Origin of the sequence: Methylocapsa polymorpha (assembly GCF_045689225.1) — a bacterium.
Classification (GTDB): Bacteria; Pseudomonadota; Alphaproteobacteria; order Rhizobiales; family Beijerinckiaceae; genus Methylocapsa; species Methylocapsa polymorpha.
Map to the genome: position 1 here is coordinate 1,038,188 of NZ_CP136862.1, position 20,957 is coordinate 1,059,144.

Annotated in this window: 18 protein-coding genes and 1 pseudogene; 4 read left to right on the forward strand and 15 right to left on the reverse strand. The window is 61.8% G+C overall.

Features of this window, described 5'->3' with window-relative positions; translation table 11 throughout:
* Nucleotides 1-196: 196 nt before the first annotated feature.
* From RZS28_RS04885 to RZS28_RS04945, 13 genes and pseudogenes are all read right to left on the reverse strand, one after another.
* Nucleotides 197-1,294, reverse strand: a complete 1,098-nt coding sequence (locus RZS28_RS04885; RefSeq protein WP_407340216.1) for a 5-(carboxyamino)imidazole ribonucleotide synthase — start codon at nt 1,292-1,294, stop codon at nt 197-199.
* 5 nt (nt 1,295-1,299) lie between these two features.
* Nucleotides 1,300-1,764 (reverse strand): 5-(carboxyamino)imidazole ribonucleotide mutase, encoded by a 465-nt coding sequence (purE, locus tag RZS28_RS04890; RefSeq protein WP_407341048.1) that lies wholly within the window; start codon nt 1,762-1,764, stop codon nt 1,300-1,302.
* A 253-nt stretch (nt 1,765-2,017) separates the two neighbouring features.
* Nucleotides 2,018-2,173 (reverse strand): hypothetical protein, encoded by a 156-nt coding sequence (locus tag RZS28_RS04895; RefSeq protein WP_407340217.1) that lies wholly within the window; start codon nt 2,171-2,173, stop codon nt 2,018-2,020.
* A 399-nt stretch (nt 2,174-2,572) separates the two neighbouring features.
* Complete coding sequence (locus tag RZS28_RS04900) at nt 2,573-5,638, reverse strand: tetratricopeptide repeat protein (protein WP_407340218.1); 3,066 nt, start codon at nt 5,636-5,638, stop codon at nt 2,573-2,575.
* A 186-nt stretch (nt 5,639-5,824) separates the two neighbouring features.
* Nucleotides 5,825-6,733, reverse strand: coding sequence for a tRNA pseudouridine(55) synthase TruB (gene truB, locus RZS28_RS04905; protein WP_407340219.1), 909 nt, complete (start codon nt 6,731-6,733; stop codon nt 5,825-5,827).
* Nucleotides 6,730-7,137 (reverse strand): 30S ribosome-binding factor RbfA, encoded by a 408-nt coding sequence (gene rbfA, locus RZS28_RS04910; RefSeq protein ID WP_407340220.1) that lies wholly within the window; start codon nt 7,135-7,137, stop codon nt 6,730-6,732. The genes truB and rbfA overlap by 4 nt, the downstream gene beginning before the upstream one ends.
* Nucleotides 7,138-7,215: 78 nt before the next feature.
* On the reverse strand, nt 7,216-7,536 hold the full coding sequence (locus RZS28_RS04915) for a hypothetical protein (protein WP_407340221.1): 321 nt from the start codon (nt 7,534-7,536) through the stop codon (nt 7,216-7,218).
* Nucleotides 7,537-7,546: 10 nt separating this feature from the next.
* Nucleotides 7,547-10,187: pseudogene (infB, locus tag RZS28_RS04920) on the reverse strand (translation initiation factor IF-2).
* A 174-nt stretch (nt 10,188-10,361) separates the two neighbouring features.
* Complete coding sequence (locus RZS28_RS04925) at nt 10,362-11,033, reverse strand: RNA-binding protein (RefSeq protein WP_407340222.1); 672 nt, start codon at nt 11,031-11,033, stop codon at nt 10,362-10,364.
* A gap of 8 nt (nt 11,034-11,041) precedes the next feature.
* Entirely contained in the window at nt 11,042-12,637 is a 1,596-nt protein-coding gene (gene nusA, locus RZS28_RS04930; RefSeq protein ID WP_407340223.1) for a transcription termination factor NusA, read from the reverse strand.
* 10 nt (nt 12,638-12,647) lie between these two features.
* Nucleotides 12,648-13,436, reverse strand: coding sequence for a ribosome maturation factor RimP (rimP, locus tag RZS28_RS04935; protein WP_407340224.1), 789 nt, complete (start codon nt 13,434-13,436; stop codon nt 12,648-12,650).
* A 381-nt stretch (nt 13,437-13,817) separates the two neighbouring features.
* Nucleotides 13,818-14,774, reverse strand: a complete 957-nt coding sequence (locus RZS28_RS04940) for an alpha-E domain-containing protein (protein WP_407340225.1) — start codon at nt 14,772-14,774, stop codon at nt 13,818-13,820.
* Nucleotides 14,775-15,001: 227 nt separating this feature from the next.
* Nucleotides 15,002-16,507 carry a circularly permuted type 2 ATP-grasp protein gene (locus tag RZS28_RS04945; RefSeq protein WP_407340226.1) on the reverse strand — a complete coding sequence of 502 codons (1,506 nt, stop codon included), beginning with the start codon at nt 16,505-16,507 and terminating at the stop codon, nt 15,002-15,004.
* A 255-nt stretch (nt 16,508-16,762) separates the two neighbouring features.
* Here RZS28_RS04945 and RZS28_RS04950 point away from each other — a divergent pair, with 255 nt between their 5' ends.
* The 4 genes from RZS28_RS04950 to cdd all read left to right on the forward strand — a co-directional run bounded on the left by RZS28_RS04950 (nt 16,763) and on the right by cdd (nt 19,842).
* Complete coding sequence (locus tag RZS28_RS04950; protein ID WP_407340227.1) at nt 16,763-16,999, forward strand: hypothetical protein; 237 nt, start codon at nt 16,763-16,765, stop codon at nt 16,997-16,999.
* Nucleotides 16,996-17,568, forward strand: a complete 573-nt coding sequence (locus RZS28_RS04955) for a fasciclin domain-containing protein (protein ID WP_407340228.1) — start codon at nt 16,996-16,998, stop codon at nt 17,566-17,568. Before RZS28_RS04950 ends, RZS28_RS04955 begins: the two co-directional genes overlap by 4 nt.
* A gap of 659 nt (nt 17,569-18,227) precedes the next feature.
* Complete coding sequence (locus RZS28_RS04960) at nt 18,228-19,319, forward strand: hypothetical protein (protein WP_407340229.1); 1,092 nt, start codon at nt 18,228-18,230, stop codon at nt 19,317-19,319.
* Between the two features lie 121 nt (nt 19,320-19,440).
* A complete protein-coding gene (gene cdd / locus RZS28_RS04965) occupies nt 19,441-19,842 on the forward strand; it encodes a cytidine deaminase (RefSeq protein WP_407340230.1) in 402 nt (133 codons plus the stop codon).
* Nucleotides 19,843-19,945: 103 nt separating this feature from the next.
* Here the strand turns inward: cdd and RZS28_RS04970 are convergent, their stop codons facing one another.
* Together RZS28_RS04970 and RZS28_RS04975 are read right to left on the reverse strand one after the other, a co-directional pair.
* Complete coding sequence (locus RZS28_RS04970) at nt 19,946-20,155, reverse strand: cold-shock protein (RefSeq protein ID WP_012590813.1); 210 nt, start codon at nt 20,153-20,155, stop codon at nt 19,946-19,948.
* A 266-nt stretch (nt 20,156-20,421) separates the two neighbouring features.
* Complete coding sequence (locus tag RZS28_RS04975; RefSeq protein ID WP_407340231.1) at nt 20,422-20,928, reverse strand: NADH-quinone oxidoreductase subunit B family protein; 507 nt, start codon at nt 20,926-20,928, stop codon at nt 20,422-20,424.
* Nucleotides 20,929-20,957 lie beyond the last annotated feature (29 nt).

Here is a 20,957-nt window from a genome sequence, read left to right on the forward strand (position 1 = left end):
TCAGAATGATCGCGGATACCAGACTCAGGCGTTTCTGTCTAGAGTAGATCCAGACTCCATTGGCCCAGCCCGCGGTCCGAGGGAATGCAGGAAGCCCGCCCTAGTCTTCTGAATATAGGCAAGTTTCACCTTCTTAAGAAGGTCTCTTCGCGCCTCCGCCCCCACGCCATTTTACTTTAGGGTGAAACCGCCGCGCTCAGGACAGAACGCGCGTCACATGGCCCATTTTTCGGCCCGGCCGCGCTTCAGCCTTGCCGTAGAGATGGAGGTTCGCGCCCGGCTCGCGCAAAATCTGCTCCCAGGCGAAGACTTCCTCGCCGATCAAATTCCACATCTCAACGCTTGCGCCATGCCGCCCCGTCGCGCCGAGCGGCCAACCGGCGACGGCTCTGACATGCTGTTCGAACTGAGAGGTCAAAGCGCCGTCAAGAGTCCAGTGGCCGGAATTATGGACCCGAGGCGCAATCTCATTGACGCGGAGCTCGGCGGCGCCCTCCCCGGCTCCGCCGGAGGGATCGACGACAAACATTTCGACTGCGAGGACGCCAATATAGTCGAGCGCATCGGCGATCGCGCGCGCAAGCCGGACAGCCTCGGCGGCGACGTCCGGCGCAAGAAGGGCGGGGGCGCGGGTAAATTTCAGGATGTGATTTTCATGCGCATTCTCGCAAACGTTATAAGCGGCGAATTGACCGTCCTGACCGCGCGCGGCGACGACTGAAATTTCCTTGGCGAATGGCACAATGGCTTCGAGAATCGCGGGCGCGCCGCCGAGGGAGCGAAAGGTCACGGCGAGATCGGCGCCCTCGCGGACCAAAACCTGGCCTTTCCCGTCATAGCCGAAGCGGCGCGTCTTCAGGATCGAGGGACGGCCCAATTGCGCCACCGCGCGGGCGAGCGAACCGGCGTCGTCGACGCGCATATAAGCCGCCGTCGCAATTCCATTCGCGGTCAGAAACTCTTTTTCGACAAGCCGGTCCTGGCAGGTCGCCAAGACTTCGGGGCTTGGCCGGACAATGCTGAGATCGGCGAGAATCGCCGCCGTTCGCGCGGGCACGTTCTCGAATTCATAGGTGACCACATCGACATTGACGGCGAAATCCGCCAGGGATTTTTCGTCCTCGAACGACGCAAGCGTTCGCGCGCCGCAGACGTCGAAGGCCGGGCTGTCCGGATCGTTCGAATAGATATGCGCCTTCAGGCCGAGGCGCGCGGCCGCCAGCGCGAGCATCCGCCCCAATTGTCCGCCGCCGAGAATCCCAATCGTAGCGCCGGGAGCGAGTGCAAAGGACATGGCGATTAGTCCTCGGTCGCGGGCCGCTTGGCCACCGCTTCGGTTTGGGCGGCGCGCCAGGCGGACAGGCGGCCTTCGATCGAAGGGTCGGCCAGGGCGAGGATCGCGGCGGCCAGCAATGCGGCGTTGATCGCGCCGGACTTCCCAATCGCCAAGGTTCCGACGGGAATTCCTGCCGGCATCTGCACAATAGAGTAAAGCGAATCCTGCCCGCGCAGCGCCTTGGTCTCGATCGGCACGCCGAGAACCGGAAGCGCCGTCAGCGCGGCGGTCATGCCCGGCAGGTGCGCCGCGCCGCCGGCTCCGGCGATAATGACCTTATGTCCAGCCGATTTGGCGCCCTTGGCGAAGGCGACAAGCCGGTCGGGCGTGCGATGCGCCGAGATGATCAAGGTTTCGTAGCCGATCTCGAGTTCGTCGAGGAGAGCGGCCGCGTGCCGCATCGTCTCCCAATCCGATTCGCTACCCATAATGATGGAGACGGGTTTTTCGGTGGCGGACAAATGGCGGTCCAAAACTTCGATCCGGCGAAGGCAGGGGCATAGACGAAGGGGGGACGGGGCGCAAGCACGGCGAAGCGGCCGCGGCGGGTTCGTTCGAGTTTGTTCCTGGGCGGCAAATTGCGGCAACCGCGGGCATCTGGCCGTTGCGCGCCAAATTGGCCCACTTAATCCAAGTCGCCTTGTTTGCCAAACGACTACAAAAAGGGCGAACAGCGAGCAGCTATTGCCGCATCTTTAAAAATATATAGGTCTTAAATCGTGCGAAGAGTCGCCCAATCATCACCCCACTCATTTGACCGGCAAACTGGGCCATGAGCAGCCAGCCAAAGACCCATAATTTTGCCCAGAAAGATACGACTCCCCAGCTCTCTGACATGGAAGCCTCCTTTAGCCTTTAATGCTAAGGAAATAGTATTGCTATTTGATTAAGTTGGCAGGCAAGGGATAGCGCCGTTTTGCTATACTTATCGGCACGAAGAATTGATGCGCATTGACCGTGCTCTAATAGCGCCTAGCTCATGCTTTACTTCATTTTCCACGCATCGGCGGCTTGGACTGGCGAAAATGGCTACGGTTACCCAGTTTGAGTTAAGGCGGCCCGACGTAGGTCGGACGTAGGTCCCAAGAGTCCGATTCGCGATTCGACTCCGTATGCAGTTAAGATGGCGGCATGGGCACTGCAGTTGACTATTGGCCGCCACAATTAAACTGGCCCACTACCAAATGGCGCAAACGCTTGCGTCGACGAAATTGATCCCGCTCCCTATCCGCCCTCTCACCCCTGCTTGACCGCGATCACCTCCATGCAAACGCGGTAGCGCTCGCTGATGTGATATTCTACCGGCTTGAATCCATGCTCCTCCAAAAGAGCGTAAAGGCGCTTGCGCGTGAAGTTGTGATAATGCTCGATCTCGCCCCAATAAGGATTGACGTTATTGGCGTGAAGCAGACGCCACACCATGTTGTCCATATTCGGCATCGATAGGAATAGGACGCCATTGGGGCGCAACAGCCAGCGCGCCGCGACCAGTCCGGCTTTCGGGAAAGGCATATGCTCCAGCACATCGGCCATGCTGATGACGCTGAAGCGTTCATCATCGCCGAGTTCGTCGATCGACAGGCAATGGGCCTCGTAGCCAAGCAGATTTAACGCGTGGACATTATCCTTGCGCAGGTCGAGTCCGACTGGCGCATAGCCCCATTCCTCGGCGGCGAAGAGAAGCGAGCCGCTGCCGAACCCGACATCGAGCCAATCGCCGCTTGGCGGCGCATGGCGCGCGACCCGCTCTACGATCCGAGCCGAGACCGGACGCTGCCGCTCCATGTCGAACCCGACGGTTTGGTTAGGTTGCGTCTTGGAGAACACAACGGCCGCAGCCTCGGCGTCGAAATAACCATCGGTGAAGACGTGACCGCATCTTTGGCATTCGCGCCATGTCATCACCGGAGGAAGCGAGGAATGGTAGATTGGATGTTTTGAACAATCGGCGCCGAGAATGGCCGGAATATTGTCGCTTTCGCAGAGCGGACAGGCGAGATAGGCGAGCCTTTGGATTTGCGGAGCCGTCGTGACCGGCGGATCGGCCGCGATCGAAGAAGCGACCGCGAAGGGCCGCGGCTCCCGCCCATTCGCAAAATTCGCCCACATCTCCGCGAGCGCGGCTTCGTAGGAGCGCGTATAGGCCGGCGTGTCGAACAAAGGCGCATTCAGCCGCTCTCCGAGAAGCTTATGGCGCAAGCTTTGGAGCAATGCCGGCTCCCGCGCGAGCCGCAAGGCTAATGATTCATAGGCGGACAATGAGGACGTGACGAGCTCAGGCAAGCCGACCGCGTGTAGGAGACTGCCCGCGACCCGACCCGCGAAAGTGTCTCCCGCGCAGGTCAGGACAGGCAGGCCAGCCCATAAGGCGTCGCTCGCCGTCGTATGCGCATTATAGGGTAAAGTATCGAGAAAAAGATCCGCGAGCCTGTGGCGGGCGAGATGCTCGGGCGAAGGCAATCTCGGGGCGAAGACGAGACGATCCGGATCGACGCCCCGTTTAAGCGCCCCCTTCGCGAGATTGCTCTTGACGAGATCATTCGACTCCAAAAGCCAAAGGACGCTTCCGGGCGTCTCGATCAGAAGACGCATCCATATGTCGAAGAAATCAGGCGTAATCTTATAGCTGTTGTTAAAGGAGCAGAAGACGAACCCCTTTTCGGGCAGACCGCATTCGGCCCGGGTCGGCGTCAGATCGGCGATCAGGCGGCGCGTATCGTTCGGCTGATAGCAATGCGGCAAGTGAACGATCTTTTCGCTGAAGGCGCCTTGCTGATCCATTGGGAGGACGAAAGAATCGGCGATCACATAGTCGATGAAATCAGCCCCCATCGTTCCGGGAAAACCGATGAAGCTCACTTGGATCGGCGCCGGCCTGCGCGCCGCAATCCCCGTGCGCGCACCTTTGGTATAGCCTTTCAATTCCACCAGAATATCGATCTTGTCGGCATGGATGCGCGCTGCGGCCTCGTCATCCGACATGGCGCCAATATCGACGAAATGGTCGAAGGCCGCGCGCAGCCGCGCGCTCATCTCGCTGTGGTCGTCGGCGCCATGCGAATAGGCCGTGATCTCGAATCTCGAAGAATCATGGCGCTCGAACAGCTCCACGGTCAGAAGAGCCGTCGCATGGCGGCAAAAGTCGCTCGACAGATAGCCGATCCTGAGCTTCCGGCCGCGGGCGGACTCGCCCTTCGGATGCGCGAACGCCTTGACGCCGACCGCGACGCTTTCGGCGTATTTGCGGCTGATGGAGAGCTGCTCAGCCGCGCTCGTGCGCATTCCGAGGACGACGAAAGGATGCACGGGCTCAGGCTCGGACTCCATGAGGGCGCGGAGCTCGGCTTCCTCGGCGTCAATGCCGGCCCAGTCGCAGATCAGGCGCCGCTTGTGATGCAGCCACGCCCGCACCGCGAGCAATTTCGGATTGAGCTCGAGCGCCCTGCGAAAGGATTGGATAGCCTCGTCTAGCCTGCCGAGAGAATCGAGAGCGGCGCCCATGTTGACATGCGCTTCGGCGAGCGTCGGGCGCAAGGCGATCGCTTCCGCATAGGCGTTCACCGCCTCCTCGAAGGCCTCCTGACCTTGCAGCACATTGCCGAGATTGGCGTAGACCTGGGCGAAATTCGGCCGCAGCGCGATCGCCCGTTTATAGGCCTCGATCGCGGGTCCGGGCCGGCACAGATCCCTGAGAATATTGCCAAGACTGAAATAGGGCTCGGCCGCATCCGGCCTCAGCGCGATGATATCCTCGCAGACCGCGATAGCCTCTTCAGGACGGCTGAGTCGGCGTAAGACATTGGCGGCGTTCGAATGCGCCTCGACGAAGCTCGGATTGAGCGACGCCGCGCGCCGATAGGCCGCAAGAGCGGCATCCAGCTGACCCTGATCCTCGAGCGAGGCGCCGAGGTTCGAATGAGCTTGCGCGAAATTCGGGTCCAGGGCGATCGCCCGCCGCGCCGCCGCGGCCGAGTCCTCGCTCTTGCCCAAGGCGCGGTGGATCGCGCTGAGATTCGAGAAGGCTTCGACATAATCGGGTTGGACCGTGACCGCTCGGTCGACCAGCCGCGCCGCGACGTCATGGTCGCCGCGTTGATGCGCGATCAGGCCGAGATGGTGGAGGCAGACGAAATGGTCCGGACAGGTCGCGAGAATTTCCGCGTAGATCTCCTGCGCCTCGTCGTAGCGTCCCGCGCGAAAATATTCGAGAGCGATCACCAGTCGGTCTGGAATAGGCAATCCAGCCGTCGCCCCGCTCGCTACCGGCGCCTCGGATAGTCTTTCACTCTTTAGTCCCACCATGGCCAGTCTCTGCGCCGCCTGTTTCAATGCAAGCGCAAGCATTATGCAGTTTGGCTTGCCCCAAACATGCGAGCCTGGGCTCCCTTCATGGCGACGAGAATCCGAGACCGAGGCCTATGGCGCCGATCTGGACTTTTGGCTTGTTTTGGGAGGCGCGGAAGCAAATAGCCGGCGCGAAAGAAACGCCTAAAAGGGCAGGTTGAAGACGCGGCCGGGGACAAGCTCGCCTTTCTCGACAGCGCCCACGGCGATGACCACGCCGCCGCAGGCCGCATAGGCTGAGCCTGCGCTTGGGGCGTCGCTCCCGCGCAACAGCACGGACTGACCGCGCCTCAGCTTTGCGGCGGCGTCGCGATCGACGATGACTCGCGGCATCTCCATGAGGCCCGCCTCGACGCGGCGCATGGCGCTAGGCGCGGTTTCAACAAGAGCGTCCGTCAGATCCGCCAATGGAATCGCATCCGCCTCGCTGAACGGCCCGACGCGGGTCCGGCGCAAGGCCGAGACATGGCCGAGGCAGCCAAGCGCCCGGCCGAGATCGCGCGCGATCGCGCGCACATAAGTGCCTTTGCCGCAGCGCGCTTCGAAGACCGCTTCGTCGGGGTCCGCCGCGATGAGTTCGAGCATATGGATCGTCACCGGACGGCAGGCGAGATCGGGCGTCTCTCCGTCGCGCGCGAGATCATAGGCGCGCTCGCCATTGACCTTGATCGCCGAATAGGCCGGCGGCTTTTGCTCGATCGTCCCGATGAAGCGCGGCAGCAGGGCGCAAATGTCGGACTCGCTCGGCCTCGCGTCTGAGCGCGCCGTGACGGCGCCGTCGGCGTCATCGGTGTCGGTTTCGACGCCCCAACGCACCGTGAATCGATAAGCCTTTTCGCCGTCCTGGACAAAGGGCACGGTTTTCGTCGCTTCGCCGAAGGCGACCGGCAAGATCCCCGAAGCGAGCGGGTCGAGCGTCCCCGCATGCCCAGCCTTCTTGGCGTTGAAGATGCGCTTCAGCCTGGAGACCGCATGAGTCGAGGTCATGCCGACTGGCTTGTCGAGCACGACCCAGCCGTTGACGTCCTTGCGCGAGGATTTGGGCGCGCTCATTCGGTTTCATCCGATTTGATGAGGTCCTGCTTGACCTTGGGCGAATCGAGGAGGGCGTCGATCTTCGCGCCATAGTCGAAGCTTGGATCGGCCTTGAACCTGATCTCGGGCGCGAATTTGAGATTGACGCGCCGCGCGATCTCGCCGCGCAGGACTTTCTTGTTCCGCTCAAGCGCCGCGAGAATGTCGCTGACGTTCTTGCCGCCGAGGGGCATGACATAGATCGTCGCGAGCTTCAAATCGGGGCTCATGCGAACGTCGGGAACTGTCACGACCTGACCTTCGAGGACGGCGTCGTTGACCGCCGCGCGGGTTAGAAGCTCGGACATTGTGTGGCGGACAAGTTCGCCGACGCGCAGCATTCTCTGCGAAGGCTCGCCGCCGTGGTGATGGACTCTGGACATGAAAACTCCGGCGCTTTTCAGCGCTGATCTTCGGGCTATTCGTCACTCTGAAAAGCGATCAGCCACTCAGGGCGCGGATCATGATCTTTCCGCGTGCATTTCGATCCAATCGCGAAGGGATACAAGAGCAAACGTGAGACGAACTTTCAATTGACCGGCCTGATCATCGGCTTGACCTTGCAATATCGGCGCTTTGTCTTGCGCTTCGTTGTTCGGTTCCCTTAGCCTTGCAACAGACCGTTTGAGCGACACAACATTAAATACGAATTGGCCCATCCTATTCCAATCCGGATAAGGCCATTCCCCTATTAATTGTTCTGCTCTGGCTCCGACGAGGCAACTGCCGCCCTGTTGGGCGGCAGCTTCAAAGACTTTCTCAATGGCGACCCCCGCGCTCAAACCGCCCGCGTCACAGCGAGCGCTTGATCTCATGCACATTGTAGCATTCGATGACGTCGCCTTGACGCATGTCCTGATAGTTCTCGAAAGCCATGCCGCACTCCTGGCCGGCGACGACCTCCTTGACCTCGTCCTTGAAGCGCTTGAGGGTCGAGAGCTTGCCTTCGTGCACCACGACATTGTCGCGGATGAGCCGCACATGCGCGCCGCGCTGCACCGTTCCATCCGTGACCCTGCAGCCTGCGACCTTGCCCACCTTCGAAATATTGAAGACTTCCAGGATCTCGGCGTTGCCGAGCATTTCTTCGCGCAGCGTCGGCGCGAGCAAGCCGGACATGGCCGCTTTCACGTCATCCACGAGATTATAGATGATGTTGTAATAGCGGATTTCAATTCCCGCCTGCTCGGCCAAGGCCCGCGCTTCCTTGTGGGCGCGCACATTGAAGCCTATGACCGCGGCATGCGACGCTTCCGCCAAGGTGATGTCGGATTCCGTAATGCCGCCGACGCCGGCGTGAATGACCCGCGCCGCAACTTCGTCGGTATTGAGCTTTTCGAGTGTCGCGATGATCGCTTCGACCGAACCCTGAACGTCGCCCTTGATGACGAGCGGGAATTCCTTGCGGCCGGCGGTCTTCAGCTGGCTCATCATATCGGCGAGCGAACCGCGCGCCAGAGTGCCGCGGGCGGCGGCCTTCTCGCGCTTCTGCCGCTCGCGATATTCGGTAATCTCGCGCGCTCTCGCTTCGCTCTCCACGACGGCGACCCGGTCGCCAGCCTCCGGCGAACCGGAAAAGCCCAGAACCTCGACCGGCGTCGAGGGGCCGGCCTCTTGCGCGGCCTCGCCCTTGTCGTCGAGGAGGGCGCGCACCCTGCCCCATTGCGAGCCGCCGACGATGACGTCGCCGACCTTCAACGTGCCGCGCTGGACGAGCACGGTGGCCACCGGACCGCGGCCCTTGTCGAGACGCGCCTCGATGACGGTGCCCTCGGCCGGACGCGCCGGATTGGCCTTAAGGTCGAGCAACTCCGCCTGCAAAGCGATCAGATCGAGCAATTTGTCGAGATTGATTTTCTTCGTCGCCGAAACCTCGACCTCGAGCGTCTCGCCGCCGAGAGTCTCGACCTGGACTTCATGTTGCAGCAATTCGCTGCGCACGCGCTCGGGCTTGGCGTCGGGCTTGTCGATCTTGTTGATCGCCACGATGATCGGAACGCCGGCGGCGCGCGCATGCGCGATCGCTTCCGCCGTTTGCGGCATGACGCCGTCATCGGCGGCGACCACCAGCACGACAATATCCGTCACCTTGGCGCCTCTTGCGCGCATGGCGGTGAAGGCGGCATGGCCGGGCGTGTCGATGAACGTGACCGGGGCGCCGTTCGGCGCGACGATCTGATAGGCGCCGATGTGCTGGGTGATCCCACCCGCCTCCCCCGAGACGACATTGGCGTGGCGGATGGCGTCGAGCAGCGAGGTCTTGCCGTGATCGACATGGCCCATGATCGTCACCACCGGCGGCCGCGGCAAAAGACTTTCCTCGGCGTCCGGCGCATCGAAGAGGCCTTCCTCGACATCCGATTCGGCGACGCGCTTCACCGTGTGGCCGAGCTCCTCGGCGATGAGCTGCGCCGTGTCGGCGTCGATCACATCAGTGATTTTCGCCATCTGGCCTTGCTTCATCAAGAGCTTGATGACGTCGACGCCGCGCTCGGACATTCGGTTGGCGAGTTCCTGGATCGTGATCGTCTCCGGCAGAATCACCTCGCGCGCGAGCTTTTCCTTGGTTTCGTTGACATGGCCCTTGAGGCGTTGAACGCGACGGCGGAAGGCGGCGACGGAGCGGGTCCGCTCCTCCTCTTCCCCGGTCACATTGGCGACCGTCAGGCGGCCGCGGCTCTTTTGCTCTGCGCCCTTGACCGGACGCGGAACGATGACTTTTGTCGGCATGCCGGGACGGCGAAGAATGCGTTTAGCTTCCTCCTCCTCCACAGTCGCTGGCCGCGCCGCCGCGGTTGCGCCGACAGCGGCGGCGGCGCCTGGCGCGGCAGCGAATGACGGCGCTTTGCGCGCGACGGTCGAAACCGGCGCGGGGCCGGGCTCGCCGCCCGCCAAGCGACGCTTGGCCTCCTGCTCCGATCGACGCTTTGACTCCGCCTCTTGCGTGCGGCGGGCCTCCTCCCGCGCGCTTGCGCGCCTCAGCCGCAGCGCGTTCCTCACGCTCGCGCGCCTCCCGCTCCTCGCGCGCTTTCGCTTCGATCTCGGCGCGCTTGCGCTCCTCGACCTCGCGCTCATGCGCGCCGGAAAGGGCCCGCGACCGGGCCCCGCTCTTCCTCCGTCAAGGAGCGCAAGATGACGCCAGAGGGCGCGCGGCGGAGGTTTGCGGGCGCGGGCCTTGGCCTGCGGACGCGGCGGCGCGGCGATGGGCGCGGGCGGCGGCGCAGGAGTCTCGGGCGCGGCCCGTTTCGCGCGGCGGATGCGCCTCGCCAACCGTGACGGCGCGGCGCTTCACCTTCTCGACGACAACCGCTTTCGTGCGCCCATGCGAAAAGCTCTGGCGCACGATCCCCGCTTCGACCGGTCGCTTCAAGGACAGCGTTTTGGTCGGCGCGACGCTCAGCGTATGATCAGCGGGGTTCTTGGTCTCACTCATCAGTTTTGCATTCCCCGGGGCTCGCGCCCATTCGAATTCGGTTGCGCCGGATCTGGAAAGCCGGCCCCAAAGCATTTTCGGGCGAAGCTTCCGCCGGTCGCCATTCGAAACGCTTTTATTCAAAATCCTGGAGCTTTTTCGTGTTTCCATGGAAACACGAAAAAGCTCCAAACTTCAATTCCGGTCCGCTTCCGGACCGGACGGCAGATTAGGCGCCCGCGTCTGCGGCGATCCCGATCGGTAAAGCCTCAACCTGCGGCACCGTGCAAGGAAAGCGTCGCTCGCCGAGCCTGCAATCAACGCTGCATGTATCACATTTGTACGCCCCAATGCCAAATCCAATTGGCCGGAACAAAACAGTTCGACGCGCGGCCTCGCGGACTCGGACCCGAAACGCCGTCGCAAGCTCTGGCCGAGCTTGCGGGCACCGTCCGCGCCGCATTCCGACGCATCGATCAGGCCGGCGACGGCTCCAGCGGCGATCGTCTCTTCGACCTTGCCGAAACCGGCGACGACGAGGCCGGCCTTGTTGGCGATCGACAGAGCCTGCAAGCAATCCTGAGTCAAAAGCGCCTCGATCTCATCCGCCAGAGCCTCTGACGCGACGACCTTCGTCTTGAACCCGCGCGCAAAGGCCTGCCGCTTAACCGCTTCGGCGACCCGATCGGCCCGCCCCGTCACCCAAACGCCGCGCCCCGGCAATTTGCGCCTTATGTCGGGGACCACGATGGCCCCGGGCCCGACGACGAAGCGAATCATGTCCTCGGGCGAACCCTTCGCCCGCGTGACGATGCAGGTTCGCTCCGGCCCGGCTTCCGCATCGGCGCGTTCGGCCTTAGCCAACATAAATGCTCCTATTCGTCGATCTCTTGCGCGGCTGGCTCTGCCTCGGCCGGCTCCGGCTCGGCTTCGATCCAGCCCGCCTTGACCCGCGCGGTCATGATGAGGGCCTCCGCCTCCTCGCGCGAGATCTCAAATCCATCCAAAAAGCCAGCGTGCTTGGTCGTCTCGCCATCCTTGCGCTCGCTCCAGCCAATGAGATCGTCGGTGACGCAGCCCGCGAGATCCTCGACGGTCTTGACGTCGTTCTCGCCAAATTTGACGAGCATCGCGGTCGTCACGCCCGACACGTCCTTGAGTTCGTCGGAAACGCCGAGCTCGCGCCGCCGCGCATCCTGCTCCGCCTCAATCTTGGCGAGATAGTCATGCGCGCGAGTCTGAATTTCCGCCGCGGTGTCCTCGTCGAAACCTTCGATCGTCGCCAGCTCCGCCACTTCCACGAAAGCCAGCTCCTCAACCGAACGGAATCCTTCGGAAGCGAGCAATTGGCCGACGACCTCGTCGACGTCGAGCGCGTTCATGAACGTATTCGTGCGTTCGACGAATTCCTTTTGGCGGCGCTCCGATTCCTCGGCCTCGGTCAGGATGTCGATGTCCCAGCCGGTGAGCTGCGAAGCGAGCCGGACATTTTGGCCGCGCCGGCCGATCGCCAGCGATAATTGGTCATCGGGCACGACGACTTCAATGCGGGCGGAATCCTCGTCGAGCACGACCTTGACGACCTCGGCCGGCTGCAAGGCGTTGACGATAAAGGTCGCGGCGTCCGGCGACCAGGGGATGATGTCGATCTTCTCGCCTTGCAATTCATTGACGACCGCCTGCACGCGCGACCCGCGCATGCCGACGCAGGCGCCGACCGGATCGATCGACGTATCGCGCGACACCACCGCGATCTTGGCGCGCGATCCCGGATCGCGGGCGACCGACTTCACCTCGATGACGCCATCATAGATTTCCGGCACTTCCTGGCGAAACAGCTTGGCCATGAATTGCGGATGCGTGCGCGACAGGAAAATCTGCGGTCCCCTTTGCTCCCGGCGCACGTCATAAACATAGGCGCGGACGCGATCGCCCGGCCGGAAAACCTCGCGCGGGATCATTTCATCGCGTCGGATCGTCGCCTCTCCGCGCCCGAGATCGATGATGACATTGCCATATTCGACGCGCTTCACGACGCCGTTGACGATGTCGCCGATCCTGTCCTTATATTCCTGGTACTGCCGGTCGCGCTCGGCTTCGCGGACCTTCTGGACGATCACCTGTTTCGCCGATTGCGCAGCGATCCGGCCGAAATCAAAGGGCGGCAAGGTTTCGGCGATCCAGTCGCCGACCTGAGCCGCCGGATTTTTCTTGCGCGCCTCGGCCACCGTGATCTGGGTGGCGTCATTGTCGATCTGGTCGACGACGAGAAGCAGACGCGAAAACCGGATCTCGCCGGTCTTCGGATTGATCTCGGCGCGAACTTCCGTCTCCTGGCCGTAGCGGGAGCGGGCCGCCTTCTGAATGGCGTCCTCCATCGATGAGAGGACGATCTGTCGGTCGATCGATTTCTCCCGCGCGACGGCGTCGGCAATCTGCAGGAGTTCGAGCCGATTGGCGCTGACTGCCATTTTGTCTCCCCTATTTCGCTGACGGGCGCTGAGGACCGCGGGGCGCAGTCGTCTGCGCCTTGCCCGATCTGGCGTTCGTAACTTTGGATTGCTTGAATTGCGACTTCACCCCGGCCGGCAAAAGCGGCTTGGACTTGGACTCTTTGGACGCTGCGAAGCGGCCGGGTCCTCGCAGCGGTCGCGGCTGAGGCCCGTCGGATTTCGCGGCGAGATCATCCGCCTCGTCTTCCGTTTCACTTTCCCCGGCGAGCGTCGCCTTGGCCGCCCGCAGCGATTGCCGGATCAGCGCCTCGGTCAACATAAGCTTTGCTTCGGCGATGTCGCGAAGCGCAAGCTTGACTTCGACAGCCTCATCGGGCTTGGCGTCATTGCGCTCGAAATTAACGACCGCAGCCTGGCCCTCGCCTTCGATTTCGCCAATATAGCCGCGGAAGCGCTTGCGTCCGTCAATGGCCGTGGTCAACTCGACGCGCGCCTCCTGCGCCAAGGCGCGCCGGAAATCCGAGGCCCGCACCAGGGGCCGGTCGATGCCGGGCGACGAAATCTCGAGCCGATAGGCTTGCTTCACAGGGTCCTCGACATCGAGGACGGGCGATAGAGCCGCGCTCACGATCTCGCAATCATTGACATTCATCGACCCGTCCGGCCGCTCCGCCATGATCTGCACCGTCGTCCCCGCCTGCGCCGAAAGCTTGACCCGAACCAGCCGGTAGCCGAGATCGGCGAGAACCGGCCGCGCGATCTGCGCGATCCGAAGGGCCACGCCGGTCTCTTCTACGAAACGGGGTTCGTCGAGCAAATTTTGCAACTCTATATCTGAGACCCTGTTGTCGTGATCCAAACCCAGTCGATCCCACCTCTGTCGGTATTTCGCCGGTCTGCTCCGGACTTGCTAAAGATGCTCGGGCGCCGCGCTTCGACGGCAATAAAAAAGAGCGGGTCCTGCGGGGCCCACTCTCCATAATGCGATCATCTCAGCGAGACAAACGTTATGAGAAGGATGAATGCGCGCAATATAGGCGCTTCCCCCGGCCTGCGCAAGCGGCGCGAGGCGCAATAAGACAGGCCTTCGCTCGTTAATCAGTCCCCAGGCCGTGTGGCGGCTAACTGAAGCGGCGGCGGCCCGGCGCCGAAACTTCAATTGAGACTGGGGCTTCCAACATCAGCGCAGAAGCGCCGATCACAAAAGATATTGCTCGTTGATCGTCAGCCCCAAACGGTCATTGGCCTCGACGAATTCAGTGATGAACTCATGCAGCCCGATGTTGAAGATCTCTTTCGTCGTGGCCTCTTCGAGCCGGCTCATGACTTGATGCGCCTGCGCCTGCGCCGGTCCCGAGCGGCCATAGGCCTTGGCGATCGCGTCGAGGAAGCGGACGATATTGCCATAGCAGGCGATCAGCGAGCGCGGCATTTCGGCCTTGAGGATCAGGAGATCGGCGATAAGCCAGGGCTTCACGCTTTCGCGATAGACCCAATGATAGGCCGTGAGCGCCGAGACGGCCCGAAGGATCGCGGTCCACTGGAAATAATCGAGCGATCCGCCGACCGTCTCGTGCTCGGGCAGAAGGACATGATATTTCACGTCAAGGATGCGGGCGGTGTTGTCGGCGCGTTCGACAAAGAGGCCGAGGCGCGAGAACCAATAGGCGTCATTGCGCAGCATGGTGCGATAGACGGAGCCGTCATAATCGAGGGAGGTCTTTTTCACGAATTCGAGGAAGCGCGATAAATCCTCTCGGTCATAGCGGCCGCGTCCGATGTTGCTCTTTTCGAATCGCTTGAGCTCGATCCAGGCCCCGTTGATCGCCTCCCAGACTTCGCCCGTCAGCGCCGTCCGCACAGCCCGAGCGTCGGCCCGGGCGAATTCGATGCAATTGCGGATCGACGACGGATTATCCTGCGCGAAAGTGAGATATTCGACGACGCTCGCCTCTTCGATCACGCGGCGCGTGGCGCGAAAACCATCCGCGGCGCCGGAAGATTCGAGAGCGCTCTCCCATTCCGTGCCGGTCCCGGAATAGCTCATCGGCAATGCGGCGAGGCGCTGCGTCGCCTCGACGATGCGCGCAAGAAAATCGGCCCGCTCCACGTAGCGCGCAAGCCAGAATAAATTGTCAGCGGTACGGGAAAGCATTGCCTCTTTTTATTGCAGTTTCAGGAGAGGGAGCGACAGACTGCCGAAAGAAAGCGCGGTTCAAACATTAAGATGAAGCGATCTCCCGATTCGCGTCGAGGCGCAAGATTTCTCAAGCATAACGCAGCGATACGGCGCGCGCCTGCCGGAACGGAGCAGCAAAACAAGAATCTGGATCGCAGTCCCTGTGACGGCCAAAAGCGAAAAGACTGGGGGGCTGCTCCAGATCATGCGGTCTGGGCCTGGCTTTGCAAAGGGGCGACATCGTCGAAAATTCGATCTTCCACGATCCAAGTATCCTTTGTGCCTCCGCCCTGGCTGGAGTTGACGACAAGCGATTTTTCGATCAGGGCGACCCTCGTCAAACCGCCCGGAACAACGCGCACGCCATCCGCGCCAGTGAGGACAAAGGGCCGCAAATCGACATGGCGCGGCGCAATGCCAGCGTCGAAAAACGTCGGGCAGGTCGAGAGGCCGAGCGTCGGCTGGGCGATGAAATGATCGGGATCGCGGGCGAGCTTGGCCGCGAAGACTTCGCGTTCGGCCTTTGTCGCATGCGGCCCGACGAGCATCCCATAGCCGCCCGAACCGCTGACTTCCTTGACGACAAGATCGGCGAGATTGTCGAGCACATAGCGCAAGGCTTCGGGCTCGCGGCAGCGCCAGGTCGGCACATTCTTCAAGATCGCCTTTTCGCCGAGATAGAAATCGATGATGTCCGGCATGTAAGTGTAGATCGCCTTGTCGTCGGCGATTCCGGTGCCGACGGCATTGGCGAGCGTGACGTTGCCGGCCTGATAGGCGCGCATCAGCCCGCGCGCGCCGATCACCGAATCGGCCCTGAACACGGCCGGGTCGAGAAAGTCGTCGTCGATCCGGCGATAGATCACGTCGACCCGCTTGGCGCCCTGCGTCGTGCGCATGTAGACGATGTCGTCCTCGACGAAAAGATCGCGGCCTTCGACGAGTTCGACGCCGAGCTTGTCCGCGAGGAAAGAATGTTCGTAATAGGCCGAATTGAACCGCCCGGGCGTCAAAACCGCAATCGTCGGCTCGCCGCTGGCGGCTGGCGGCGAGACCGAGCGCAGGGAGGCGAGCAGCGCGTCCGGATAATTCTCGACCGGGGCGACGCGATGCTCTGCGAAAAGATCCGGCGCGAGGCGCATCATGACCTCGCGATTCTCCAGCATGTAGGAGACACCGGACGGCGTGCGGACATTGTCTTCCAGCACGTAAAAATCGTCCTCGCCGGTGCGCACGACGTCGATTCCCGCGATATGGACGAAAATGTCGTGAGGCGCCCGCACGCCGAGCATTTCCCTGCGGAATTGGGGATTGCGCAAGACGAGATCGGCCGGGATCCGCTCCGCCTTGATGATCTCCTGGCGGGAATAGACGTCAGCCAGGAAAAGATTAAGCGCCTTCACCCTTTGGATGAGGCCGGCCTCCAGCAGGGCCCATTCTGAACGCAGCATCACGCGGGGAATGATGTCGAAGGGAATCAGCCGCTCACCGGCGTCTTTCTCGCCATAGACCGAAAAAGTAATGCCGATGCGGCGAAACAGGAGCTCGGCGTGAGAGCGACGAGAGGCCAAAAGCTCGGCCGGCGTCGCCGCGAGCCAGCGGGCGATCTTCCCATAGACCGGACGAATCCCGCCGTCGGCCAAGGTCATTTCATCGAAGCACCGCTCCTCTTGCAATTGCTTGCGCTCCTCGGAATGCCTGAACTTCATTTCGCGGTCGGCTCAACGTAAAACAGCATTTACCATACCAAATGCTTGCGAACCTGTCTGGACCGAAGGCCGGAAGCAGAGCGACCGAGCATTCGCCAAGTAATACGCCAAGGCCGCGGCGAGGACCTGAAGCGCGGCCATCATGGTTAACATTTCGGAAACGGTTCGGCGCTAGTCCTTCGCCCTCCCCTGGAGGCGGGCTCTCTGGTTCGCCTTGCGAGCCTCCTTCTGAACAGCTAGCGAATGGAGCGCCCGATGAGTTTTGCGCCGAACTCAAGATTTGCCCTTTTCCAAGACGAGCCCATGCGCCGGCGGGCGACAGGCAATTCGGTGGCGCAGGTTCTGCGCCTTATCCTTCTCGGGGCGCTCATTGCGCTCGGCGTCGGCCTCGCCATGCTGGCAGGGGCTCGCCATGCGACGGCAGCCTACGGGCCTATTTTACGGATCGGGCTCGATTCAGGAGTCAGCGCTCAACTGGAGAAACGCCTATGAATCCGATTCGCATTGCAGCGCTTGCCGCCGCCGCGAGCTTGACCGCGCTTGGCGGCGCGGCGCTCGCCCCCGCCTTCGCGGAACTGACGGTGGAGGTCGGCGGCGCGCCTATGCGCCCTTCAAAAAATATCATCGAAAACCTGACCAATTCGAAGGATCACACGGTGCTGGTTGCGGCGGTCATGGCCGCCGATCTCGCCGAGACATTGCAAGGCGCCGGCCCTTTCACGGTTTTCGCTCCGGTGAACAAGGCTTTCGAGAAACTGCCGAAGGGCGCGATGGATGCGCTTCTGAAGCCGGAGAACAAAGAAGCCTTGGCTGCGCTTCTCACCTATCACGTCATCCCCGGCAAATATTCCACAGCCGATTTTGTCGCCGCGATCAAGAAGGGCGACGGCAAGGCGCTGTTCAAAACGGTTGAAGGCGAGGAGCTCACGATCGAGCAGGATGGCCGCAAGCTCATCGTCATCGGCGCCAAAGGCGACAGATCGATCGTGACGATTCCCGACGTCAGCCAGAAAAACGGCCTCATTCACGTGGTCGACGGCGTGCTCTCGCCGAAGAGCTGATCGCCGCGACATCGTTGGATGGTCCGTCGGCGGAACGCGACCCTGATTTCGCCTCGGCTTAGAAACGCAGCTTACCGGAGCGGACATGAACCATTGCGCACCCGGAGGAGCTGCGCCAACTCGCCGACTTGTCCGCGGGCGCCGAAGCGCGGGATTGCGGCAAGACTGGCGACGCCTTCCATGGCTTCTATCGCGAGACTTGGCCATTGCCGCTCATCGGGCTTTAAACGCGCGTCATTCGGACCTGCTTTGAGCCCCGCTGGGGGCTTCCCGAGCCGACCGCATTTCGTCCGAATAGAAGCGGCAACGGCCTCGCAGGCGTAATTTCACTTGGAAATAATTTCGCCATTAAACTGTTTATTTTGATTCTATCGGCCAGGAATGTCATAATTCCCCGCCTCCAGCGCATGTCCCGACGGGATGGATTGATTGATCCAAAAGGAAATGCGCCAGATCGGCAAGTTGAAGCATGTCGAAGTCGAAAATGCTTTTTCAAAGACATGCTCCGGCTCTTTGAATTTGGGCGATTTCTTTTCGATCGCGTGGCCCCACGCTTTCGGGAAGCGCTCCAAGGTCCTTGTTTTCGCATGATCTTGATCCGCGACGCCGGTTTCAGCCTTTGCGGATCGGGCTCACGTTTAGAGGTTGAGCGTGGCTAAGTGATCGAACAGGCGATGGTATTCGCGCTCGGGTTTTTGATCGCAGGGCTGATCGCCCTTGCGATCGCGCCCGCGTTTTGGAGCCGCGCGATCCGACTGTCGCGACGTCGGATCGAAATGCAGATCCCGCTGTCGGCCCGGGAAATCCTCGCCGAACGCGATCTGCTCAGAGCCGAATTCGCGGTCGAGCGCCGTCGGCTCGAACAAAAGTTCGAAGGTCTCAACCTAGCCCGCGCAAACGACCTGGGCGAGTTTGGACGTCGTGCGACGATTATCGCGGAACAGCAAGCGGATTTGGCCGCGCTCGATCGGCGAAATGCTGAACAAGAGGCCGAACTCGCCGCGCTTCAACGCGCTTTGGCGGAGACCACGGCCGCATTCGCCACGACCGAGACGGCCCTCTATAGCGCGAGCGGTCTCTTCCAACGCAGAGACGCGGAGCTGCTCGACGCTCGGGCCGACCTGGCTGCGGTGCGAGCCCTCTCCGAAACCCAGCGCGCGAGGGCGACGGCGCTCGAGAATGAGATTGCGGAGCAGAAAAAAAACCTCGCGGCAAAGTCCGCGGAGATCCTTCGTTACGAGCAAGAACTCGTGTCGATGCGGCTCGAGCATGACGCTGATCTCGCCACTCTCAAGGTCACTGCCGCCAAGCTCGCAGACCGGGAAGAGGCGCTCAAAGCCGCCGAAAAACGTGAAATGGACTTGCAGCGACGCAGCAAGCAGCAAGTCGAAACGACGCGCGCCGTCGAGCGCAGGCATATTGAAAAAATCGATCGTTTGCGCGCCGCGGAAGCCGCCGCGCATCAGGCGCTCGCCGACGTGCGCGCAAATTGCGATAGTCTCACGCTGGAATTGGCCGACTTGCGCCAGGCGGACGGGTGGCGACATGCCGCGTCGGTTTCGCCCGAGCGCGAAGAAAATATGATTTTGCGTCAGAAAATCCATGAGATCGGAGCAGCGATTATTCGCACGGCGAACGGCAGCGCCGCCCCGGCTCTCGAAGACGCTTCAACTCAGGACGAGGACGAGGCTCTTGCAAGGCATGCCGGCCGCGCTCTGGCCAAGGCGGGCGGCGCGGCTTCGTCCAAATAGAGCGTCTCCAAGGCGTCCCTATGCGCGCTGGTTTGGCTTCGACCAAAACCCGGCGGTTTAAGGATTTGGCCCCGGCGGCAATGCTATTTCACTTTTCCCGAACCGGCGCGGAAGACGGCCGATGGACCCGATCGAGACGCTTTTTACCGCCGCCGCCGCCGCGCGGGCCAATGCTTACGCGCCTTATTCGGGCTTCGCGGTGGGAGCGGCGATCCGAACGCCCTCAGGCGCGATTTTTTCGGGGGCCAATGTCGAAAATGCCTCGTACCCGGTCGGGACATGCGCGGAGGCAGGCGCCATCGCTGCGATGGTCGCCGCAGGGGAAACGCGCATCGCCGAAATACTCATTATCGGCGACGGCGAGGCTTTGGTCACGCCTTGCGGCGCCTGCCGCCAACGAATCCGCGAATTCGCCCAAGAAGACGCGGAGATCCATATAGCCGGCCCAAACGGCGTTCGAGCCAGCTTCACGATTGCAGAGCTTCTGCCGCAAGCTTTCGGCCCAGCTATAGTAAAGCCTTAGGCGCCATGAGCCGTGCGCGACGCGGAACAGGCTAGAGCAGAGGTTGCGATAAAAAAAAGCCCCGGCATTGCGGCCAGGGCTCAGATGCGAGGGAAGTCGCGCTTCAGGCTGCGCGAAGGTTGCCCGCGGAAGACTTGCCGGTCCGCTTGTCGGCAATCACTTCGTAATTGATCTTCTGACCTTCCTGCAGATGACGTAAGCCTGATTGCTCGACCGCACTAATGTGGACGAACACGTCCTTGCCGCCGTCGTCTGGCTGTATGAAGCCGTATCCTTTGTCCGGATTAAACCACTTCACAGTTCCCGTAGTCATATAGGCTATCCTTAGAGTCGTAAAAAAGCTGGCGTCAAAATATGGACGCCGGTGTGCATCGTCGTTTTACGGAGGAGGTCGTCAGCAGACGCAAAAATGCGAGGCCAAGTCGTCGGCAAAAACACGACACTTGATAACATATGTCGATATCGAGATCAAAACAAGGGGCATCATCACTTTGCGGTCCGCCCCGGCGACCCGCCCCCGCGATTCCGCAGAGCCAATGGCGCCGGTCCCTTTCAAGCTACAGCCGCGAACGTTCGCGGCTATGTCATCAGCGCGATAAGTCCCTTGAGCAGCGCGACCGGAGTCGGCGGGCAACCGGGGATATGGAGGTCGACTGGGATGACCGTCGAGACGCCGCCGAGGCAGGCGTAGCTTCCGGCGAACAGCCCCCCGTCCAATGCGCAGTCGCCGGCGGCGACGACCCATTTCGGCGCCGGCGTCGCTTGATAGGTCCGCAGCAGCGCCTCGCTCATGTTCTTCGTCACCGGCCCCGTGACCAGGAGGACGTCGGCGTGGCGGGGCGATGCCACGAAGCGGAGTCCGAACCGCTCAAGGTCATAGAAAGCGTTGGCAAGAGCGTTGATCTCGAGCTCGCAACCATTGCACGAACCAGCGTCGATCTCGCGGATCGATAGGCTGCGTCCGAGCCTGGCGCGCGCCTTGTGATCGACTTCGGCCGCGAAGGCGGCCAGCTCGGCGTCTTCCACCCCCGGCGCGGGCTCCGTGAGCGGCCCTTTGATGATGCTTTTGAATAGAATCTTCCGCATGGCGAGAGCCCTAGGATCACGTTTTCGCG

What these genes read in the sequence shown, in the direction of transcription:
- RZS28_RS04950 (WP_407340227.1), top strand. Translation starts at nt 16,763, where the DNA reads ATGAGTTTTGCGCCGAACTCAAGATTTGCCCTTTTCCAAGACGAGCCC.
- rbfA (WP_407340220.1), bottom strand. Translation starts at nt 7,137, where the DNA reads ATGTCCAGAGTCCATCACCACGGCGGCGAGCCTTCGCAGAGAATGCTG.
- RZS28_RS04885 (WP_407340216.1), bottom strand. Translation starts at nt 1,294, where the DNA reads ATGTCCTTTGCACTCGCTCCCGGCGCTACGATTGGGATTCTCGGCGGC.
- RZS28_RS04925 (WP_407340222.1), bottom strand. Translation starts at nt 11,033, where the DNA reads ATGTTGGCTAAGGCCGAACGCGCCGATGCGGAAGCCGGGCCGGAGCGA.
- purE (WP_407341048.1), bottom strand. Translation starts at nt 1,764, where the DNA reads ATGGGTAGCGAATCGGATTGGGAGACGATGCGGCACGCGGCCGCTCTC.
- RZS28_RS04940 (WP_407340225.1), bottom strand. Translation starts at nt 14,774, where the DNA reads ATGCTTTCCCGTACCGCTGACAATTTATTCTGGCTTGCGCGCTACGTG.
- RZS28_RS04970 (WP_012590813.1), bottom strand. Translation starts at nt 20,155, where the DNA reads ATGACTACGGGAACTGTGAAGTGGTTTAATCCGGACAAAGGATACGGC.
- truB (WP_407340219.1), bottom strand. Translation starts at nt 6,733, where the DNA reads ATGAGCGCGCCCAAATCCTCGCGCAAGGACGTCAACGGCTGGGTCGTG.
- RZS28_RS04895 (WP_407340217.1), bottom strand. Translation starts at nt 2,173, where the DNA reads ATGTCAGAGAGCTGGGGAGTCGTATCTTTCTGGGCAAAATTATGGGTC.
- RZS28_RS04955 (WP_407340228.1), top strand. Translation starts at nt 16,996, where the DNA reads ATGAATCCGATTCGCATTGCAGCGCTTGCCGCCGCCGCGAGCTTGACC.
- RZS28_RS04975 (WP_407340231.1), bottom strand. Translation starts at nt 20,928, where the DNA reads ATGCGGAAGATTCTATTCAAAAGCATCATCAAAGGGCCGCTCACGGAG.
- RZS28_RS04900 (WP_407340218.1), bottom strand. Translation starts at nt 5,638, where the DNA reads ATGGTGGGACTAAAGAGTGAAAGACTATCCGAGGCGCCGGTAGCGAGC.
- RZS28_RS04945 (WP_407340226.1), bottom strand. Translation starts at nt 16,507, where the DNA reads ATGAAGTTCAGGCATTCCGAGGAGCGCAAGCAATTGCAAGAGGAGCGG.
- nusA (WP_407340223.1), bottom strand. Translation starts at nt 12,637, where the DNA reads ATGGCAGTCAGCGCCAATCGGCTCGAACTCCTGCAGATTGCCGACGCC.
- cdd (WP_407340230.1), top strand. Translation starts at nt 19,441, where the DNA reads ATGGACCCGATCGAGACGCTTTTTACCGCCGCCGCCGCCGCGCGGGCC.